General features: G+C 66.1%; 4 protein-coding genes. All 4 read left to right on the top strand.

Annotated elements, in window-relative coordinates:
- Positions 1 to 298 precede the first annotated feature (298 nt).
- The 4 genes from N869_RS11925 to N869_RS18875 all read left to right on the top strand — a co-directional run bounded on the left by N869_RS11925 (position 299) and on the right by N869_RS18875 (position 5,759).
- Positions 299 to 1,174: an LCP family protein gene (locus tag N869_RS11925; protein ID WP_035062020.1), complete on the top strand. Its 876-nt coding sequence runs from the start codon at positions 299 to 301 to the stop codon at positions 1,172 to 1,174.
- Between the two features lie 69 nt (positions 1,175 to 1,243).
- Positions 1,244 to 2,335, top strand: a complete 1,092-nt coding sequence (locus N869_RS11920) for an LCP family protein (protein ID WP_198026062.1) — start codon at positions 1,244 to 1,246, stop codon at positions 2,333 to 2,335.
- A gap of 35 nt (positions 2,336 to 2,370) precedes the next feature.
- Positions 2,371 to 4,284, top strand: a complete 1,914-nt coding sequence (locus N869_RS11915; protein ID WP_052105491.1) for a glycosyltransferase family protein — start codon at positions 2,371 to 2,373, stop codon at positions 4,282 to 4,284.
- Positions 4,281 to 5,759, top strand: coding sequence for a glycosyltransferase (locus N869_RS18875; RefSeq protein ID WP_084137060.1), 1,479 nt, complete (start codon positions 4,281 to 4,283; stop codon positions 5,757 to 5,759). Before N869_RS11915 ends, N869_RS18875 begins: the two co-directional genes overlap by 4 nt.
- Positions 5,760 to 6,428: the final 669 nt, after the last annotated feature.

Raw genomic sequence — 6,428 nt, 5'->3', positions numbered from 1 at the left:
ACGATGGCAAGATCAACAGACATTCCGGACGTCCTCACGGTGGTGGTGTGCTCGTCGTGGTGGGCGAAGGGCCCGTGGCGGCCCAGTCAACGGTCGCCGCTGCGCGATGCTACAGGAGCGGTGACTTCGGGGTGTGGCCGTTTGCGGGCATGCTTCTGGGTAGGAATTCGACGTCGCAGGGAGCAGCATGTCGTTCATGGTGGGTCGTCGTGTTGGTGCACTCGGTGCGTTTATCGCGGTATTTGTGGTGGTCTCCTCGTGCGCGGCCCCGTTGCCGCCCCCTCAGGAGCGGGTCACGGTGACCCCGGCGCCCGTGGAGTCCCGGACCGCGGCGCCCGAGCCTGACGTCCCCCAGGACCCGCTGGGCGAGGGGGCGGTCAACATCCTGCTGCTGGGCACGGACGCCCGGGGTGCGGAGGACATGACGGGCAACGCGGACACGATCCTGCTGGTGCACGTCCCTGCGGACAGGGAGTCGGTGTACCTGGTCTCGGTGACCCGGGACATGTGGGTGCCGATCCCGGGCCTGGGGGAGGGGAAGATCAACTCGGCCTTCAGCCGCGGGGGCACGGAGACCATGCGGGACGCGGTGTCAGATCTGCTGGGCGGGGTGGGCATCGACTACGTCATCCAGTCGAACTTCGCCGGGTTCATCGCGCTGACCAGGGCGATGGGTGGGTTCGAGGTCGACAACCAGCACCACAGCACGGTGACGGTCATCAGCACGGGGCGCGTGGTGGACTTCCCGCAGGGGCGCATCACCCTGGAGAACACCGACGGCCTGATCTACGTCCGTGAGCGCATGCGCCTGCCGCTGGGTGACCTGGACCGCACCGAGCGGCAGCGTGCGGCACTCGTCGGGATGATGGAGAAGGTGGGGCGGGCCAAGGAGGACCCTCTGGCGTTCGCCGAGCTCGTGGCGATGCTCTACCGCAACGTGAAGGTCACCGGTGACCTGTCGGTGGAGGACGCGATCGCCCTGGGGCCGCTCGTGGCGAACCTGGAACGTGAGGACGTGGTGGGCCTCATGGTGCCGATCACGGGGTTCGGGACCCGTGCGGGGCAGTCGGTGAACCTGGTGGACGAGGCGCAGACCGCGGCACTGGGACGCGCGTTGGTGTCGGGCGAGATGGACGCGTACGTCGAGGAGTTCGGGACGGACTACGCGCCATGAGCATGGGGCGTAATCGGGCATTCCGGTCATTGTGGCGGTTGGTTGCTGCTGTGCCGCTATCCTTTCCCGGTGCCTGAGACCGAGGGGGCCTCTCGCCGTAGCCGGCGTGCGGGCCACGACCCCCATTCCCCTGATGCCCGGGAGCGTCGCCGCAACCGGTGGGTGCTGATCACCGCATTGTCGTTGATCGGTGTGCTCGCCGTCGGCGGCCTGGCGACGGTGCTGATCCTGCAGTCCCGGTTGGACTCGAACGTGGAGCGCATCGCCGACCCGTTCGACGGGCTGCCGTCGAGGCCACCTGCCACGGAGCGGGACGAGCGTGAGGACCAGCCGATGACGTTGCTGGTGCTGGGGTCGGACAGCCGGATCTCGGCCGGCGACCCGTCGCAGTGGGAGGCCGGTGGGCAGCGCACGGACACGATCATGCTGATCCACCTGCCGGCTGAGCGGGACGCCGCGTACGTGATGTCGATCCCGCGTGACTCGTGGGTCGAGATCCCCGGGCACGGCACCCACAAGATCAACGCTGCGTTCTCCCTCGGGGGGCCTGCGCTGACGGTGCAGACGATCGAGCAGCTGACCGGTGTGCGGGTGGACCACTTCGCGATGACGGACTTCGAGTCGTTCACCGAGGTCACGGACGAGCTGGGTGGCGTGCTGATCACGTTGCGCCAGGACCTGCGGGTGGGCGACAGGACGTTGGCGGCGGGTGAGCAGCACCTGATGAACGGCGAGGAGGCGCTGACGTACGTGCGGCAGCGCATGAACCTGGCGCGGGGTGACTTCGACCGTGTGCAGCGCCAGCAGGCGTGGTTCCGGGCGATCTTCGCACGGATGCGCAACGAGCAGACGTTGCAGAACCCGACCAAGTCCTACCCCTTCCTGGACTCGGTGACCCGCTCGGTGGCGTTCGACGAGGCCTTCGACCGGGACGTGATGAACGACCTGGTGGACCGCGCGAGGAACTTGGGTTCGGTGGACATCTCGTTCTTCACCGTGCCGATCCAGGGGACGGGCCGCAGCGCGGACGGCCAGAGCATCGTGGTGCTGGACGAGGAGCCGTTCGACAGGTTGATGGCAGCCGTCCGTGAGGACGCGGTGGGGGAGTACCTGCAGGAGCACCCGGACGACGTGGACATCCTGCCGCCGGTGGCGCCGTGACGTCGCGCCCCCCCGCGGCTGCCCGGCGGTTGTCGATGACCGACGCCCGTCGGGCCTTGTGGCATCTGCGCAAGGGGGGTGTCGGTCAGCTCCGCACCTGGGCGAGGCGGCAGGGGGTGACGCAGCAACCGAGCGTCGCGGGCTACCGGGACGGGGACGGGCACCTGACGTTCGCGCCGTGGCCGATCCCTGACCGGGACCCGACGCGACCTGACCTGCGGGTGGCGGTGATCCTGGACGACTTCTCCCGGTTGGCGTTCCGCTTCGAGTGGGACCAGGTCGAGATCCAGCCGTCGACGTGGCGCCAGACCCTCGAGACCAACCCCGTGGACCTGCTGTTCGTGGAGTCCGCATGGGCAGGCAACGGGGGCGGTTGGCGCTACCACCTCACGGGCCCGTCGGCTCCTCGTCCGGCGTTCGTCGAGCTAGTGGAGTGGTGCCGGGCCCAGGGGATCCCGACGGTTCTGTGGAACAAGGAGGATCCGGCCCACTTCGACGACTTCCTGGACGTCGCACGCCTGGTCGACCACGTGTTCACCACGGACGCGAACCGGGTACCGGCCTACGTGGAGGCGTTGGGCCACGACCGTGTGGGTGTGCTGCCCTTCGCCGCCCAACCGGCGATCCACAACCCCATCCGATCCGGTCAGGGGCACCAGCTGCGGGACGTGGCGTTCGGTGGCATGTACTTCGCGCACCGCCACCCCGAGCGCAGGGAGCAGATGGACCTGCTGCTGGGTGCGGCTGTGGCGGTCAGCCCGCGCATGGAGCACGGGTTGGAGATCTTCTCCCGGCAACTGGGCGGTGACGAGCGGTACCAGTTCCCGGCCCCGTTCGACGCCCACGTGGTGGGGTCCCTCGACTACCAGCAGATGTTGGCCGCGTACCGGGCGTACAAGGTGTTCCTCAACGTCAACACCGTGACGGACTCCCCGAGCATGTGCGCCCGCAGGATCTTCGAGATCACCGCCAGTGGTACCCCGGTGGTCAGTACCCCGAGCGAGGCGATCAGCAACGTCTTCGACAGCTTCCAGGTGCCCCAGGTGGGTGACCAGCAGGAGGCCGAGCACATGCTCCGGGCGCTGGTGAACAGCCCAGAGCTGCGCGACCGGATGATGCACCTGGCGCAGCGGACGATCTGGGCCGCACACACCTACGGCCACAGGGTCGACCAGGTGCTCGACTCGGTGGGCGTCGACGCGCCCCGCGCCGGAACGCGCCCGACGGTGTCGGCCCTCGTCTCGACCAACCGGCCCCACCAGCTCGATCACGTGCTGCGCACCGTGGGAAGCCAGTCCGGACTCGACGTCGAACTCTGCATCCTGACGCACGGATGGCGCGTCCCGGACCGTAAGTTGAGGGCCAAGGCTGCTGAAATGGGCGTGAAGAGTGTGGTCCATCTCGACGCCGAGGCCGATGTGACGCTAGGTGAATGCCTCAACCGGCTTGTCGATGCGGCATCCGGGGACGTGGTTGCGAAGATGGATGACGACGACATCTACGGCGACCTATATCTGAGCGACCAGTTGGACGCACTGGCATACAGTGGCTCCGATATTGTCGGAAAGCAAGCGCACTACGTATACGCGGAGAGTCTCAACGCAACGGTCCTCCGGTTCGGCGAGCGCGAGAAGCGAGTAACGGACTTCGTTGTTGGGCCCACTCTTCTCACGTCGCGCTTGGTGGCGCGGGAAGTTCCCTTCCCTTGTGTAGGGCGCGGCGAGGACACGGGCTTTCTGCGTCAGGCTAGCGACCGGGGCGCGAGCATCTTCAGCAGCGACAGGTACAACTACCTGCAAGTGCGACGCAGGGCGCAGGATCACACCTGGAAGATTCCGGCACATGAGGTTCTTGCCGGTGCAACAGTGACAGGATTTGGAATAGCGCTCGACCACGTTTTGCTGAACGGATCAGGCCAACGGCAGCCGCTGCAAGGGTCAGGCGCATGAGGCGCCAGATTCGGCGAATCGGCGTTCTTCGTGTGCTAACCACACTCGTGGTGCTCCTCAGCGCAGTCGCCGTAGCCGTCGCATACGCCGCTTGGGGGGGCGCCGCCGCACTTGCTGGAGCACTCGCACTCGCGGTAGTCACTGTCCAGTTCGGCGCGGTCTATCGTGTACAGCGACAGGAGGTCGTCAAGACTCAAAGAAGCTTGAAGCTTCAGCAAGAGACAACCAGGCGACAGCTGGACGATATTGCCGACCTCGTTCGTGACAGCCGCGAGAAGCAATCGCGGCATGAGTACAGGCATGCTTTGGCGCTCTCAAAACTCGGGGATGAGCTGGCCGCGGTGCGTGCGGACACGGAGTTTGCGCACTGGGCTAAGATGCCCGCGTTCGCACCGGTTCTCAGATACCGACCGGATCGAAGTGGACCCCGTGTTCTGTTCGTTACAAGTAATGGTGCAGGCCTGGGTCACCTCACGCGGTGCCTCGCAATTGCCGAAGCGAACCGCGATCGAATGCGACCGGCTTTCTTCACGCTCTCATCCGCCGTCGAGCTCGTCCGCGACATGGACTACGACGTCGATCACCACCCCAGCAAAGAAGCCTCCGGTCTCGATTGGCCTGCCTGGCATCGTTCTTTTGGGCGGCGCCTCTTTGGTCACCTGACCGCCGCGCCGGACGTGGTTGTCTATGACGGGGCATGGATCTACCGCGGCCTCACCGAGTTGTGCAGCAGGTCAGGAGTGCCTCTTGTGTGGCTTCGGCGAGGGAACTGGAAGGAATCTGCACCGCGCGAACAGTTCGACAATGCGACTCTCTTCTGCGACTCTGTGCTGGTGCCCGGAGAACTGGGTGGCCTGGAGGAAGAACCCGGTGGCACGGAGACTACCGTTGGTCCGGTCACAATACTCGAGAGCACATCGCCACTGTCACCGGAAGCCTCAAAGGCCCGGCTGCGTCTCGACCGAGAATCTTCCTATGCACTGGTTCAACTGGGCGCTGGCCAGATCAACTCCATCAGTGATGTTCAGCAGGCGGCGGTGGATCTTGTCCGTTCCTGCTCCGATTCGACCCCAGTCGTCGTGAGATCTCCCATTGCACGGACGCGCGAACCAGTACCAGGAGCCATCGTAAGGTCGGCCTACCCTGTCGCGCCTCTAATGCCCGCATTCGATTTCGCGATTCTCGCGGGTGGGTACAACTCGATCCATGAAGCTGCAGTTCTAGGCCTGCCGAGTGTAGTGGTGCCGAACCCTTCGACCGTAACGGACGACCAAGACCGCCGGGCTGGTCGTGCGCAGCAAGCGGGTTTTGCATTCGCAGTGCATTCGGCTTCTGAACTAGAGCAAGGCGTACGCTGGGCTGCCGGTCGGGGGGGTAGGTGTGCTCCCGACCCGGGTTGCCGAGCCTCATCGGGGGCGCGTCGAGCCGGCGACACCATCCTCGGAGTAGCTAGCAGTGCAAGACCTGCCGGGTAGAGTGCTCACCTACTGCTCATCACGATCGACGGTGTAATGAGCGTCGCAAGCCGCCGGTCGCCAGCAGGCAGTTTGTGATGTGGCGTACCAGGTTGCGGACCCGAGGCCGGTGGCCCGCAGGAGTTCAATCCTGCCGAGAGGGCGGTGGTGGTGCCGTTGTAGGTCCGGGGCGGTCGAACTAGGCATGCATCCTCGGTGCTCTTGCTCGTAGCGTCCGGCGAAGAGTGGTGCGTTGGTTCAGGACGGCCAGAAGGCTTCGGCTTAGGCAGAAGATCACCTCGGTCATCGCCTCGCCGGTGGGACGGCCGGGGTGCTGGACCGGGGGCGATCACGCCCGGACGGGCGCCCAAGGTGACCCCGACGGCGATGTGGTCGAGGTTCGTGAGCAGCAGCGAGTGGATCCGCGCGCGTCGATGGTCAGTGAGTAGGTCGGCGCCGGTGTGCAGGAGCATCCGCCGGTGGCGAACCGGCTACCGGGGCAGCGGGCGTCCTACTGGCGCTGGCGCCGGTATGAGGCGTACACCAGGCTCGCGGTGGGGGAGGGGGGCATCGGTCCCGTCGCCCCGGGTGCCTTTCGGTGGTGGTGGTGGTCATCTCGAACCCGGCAAGCAGGCCCCTTGCCGCGGCCGCGATCCGTCCCGGAACGTGGCTCTTCGGAGTTGAGCGTGG

Source organism: Cellulomonas bogoriensis 69B4 = DSM 16987 (assembly GCF_000767165.1).
Classification (GTDB): Bacteria; Actinomycetota; Actinomycetes; order Actinomycetales; family Cellulomonadaceae; genus Actinotalea; species Actinotalea bogoriensis.
The sequence above is the reverse complement of the archived record's forward strand: the minus strand, read 5'-3'. Positions and strand labels throughout refer to the sequence as shown.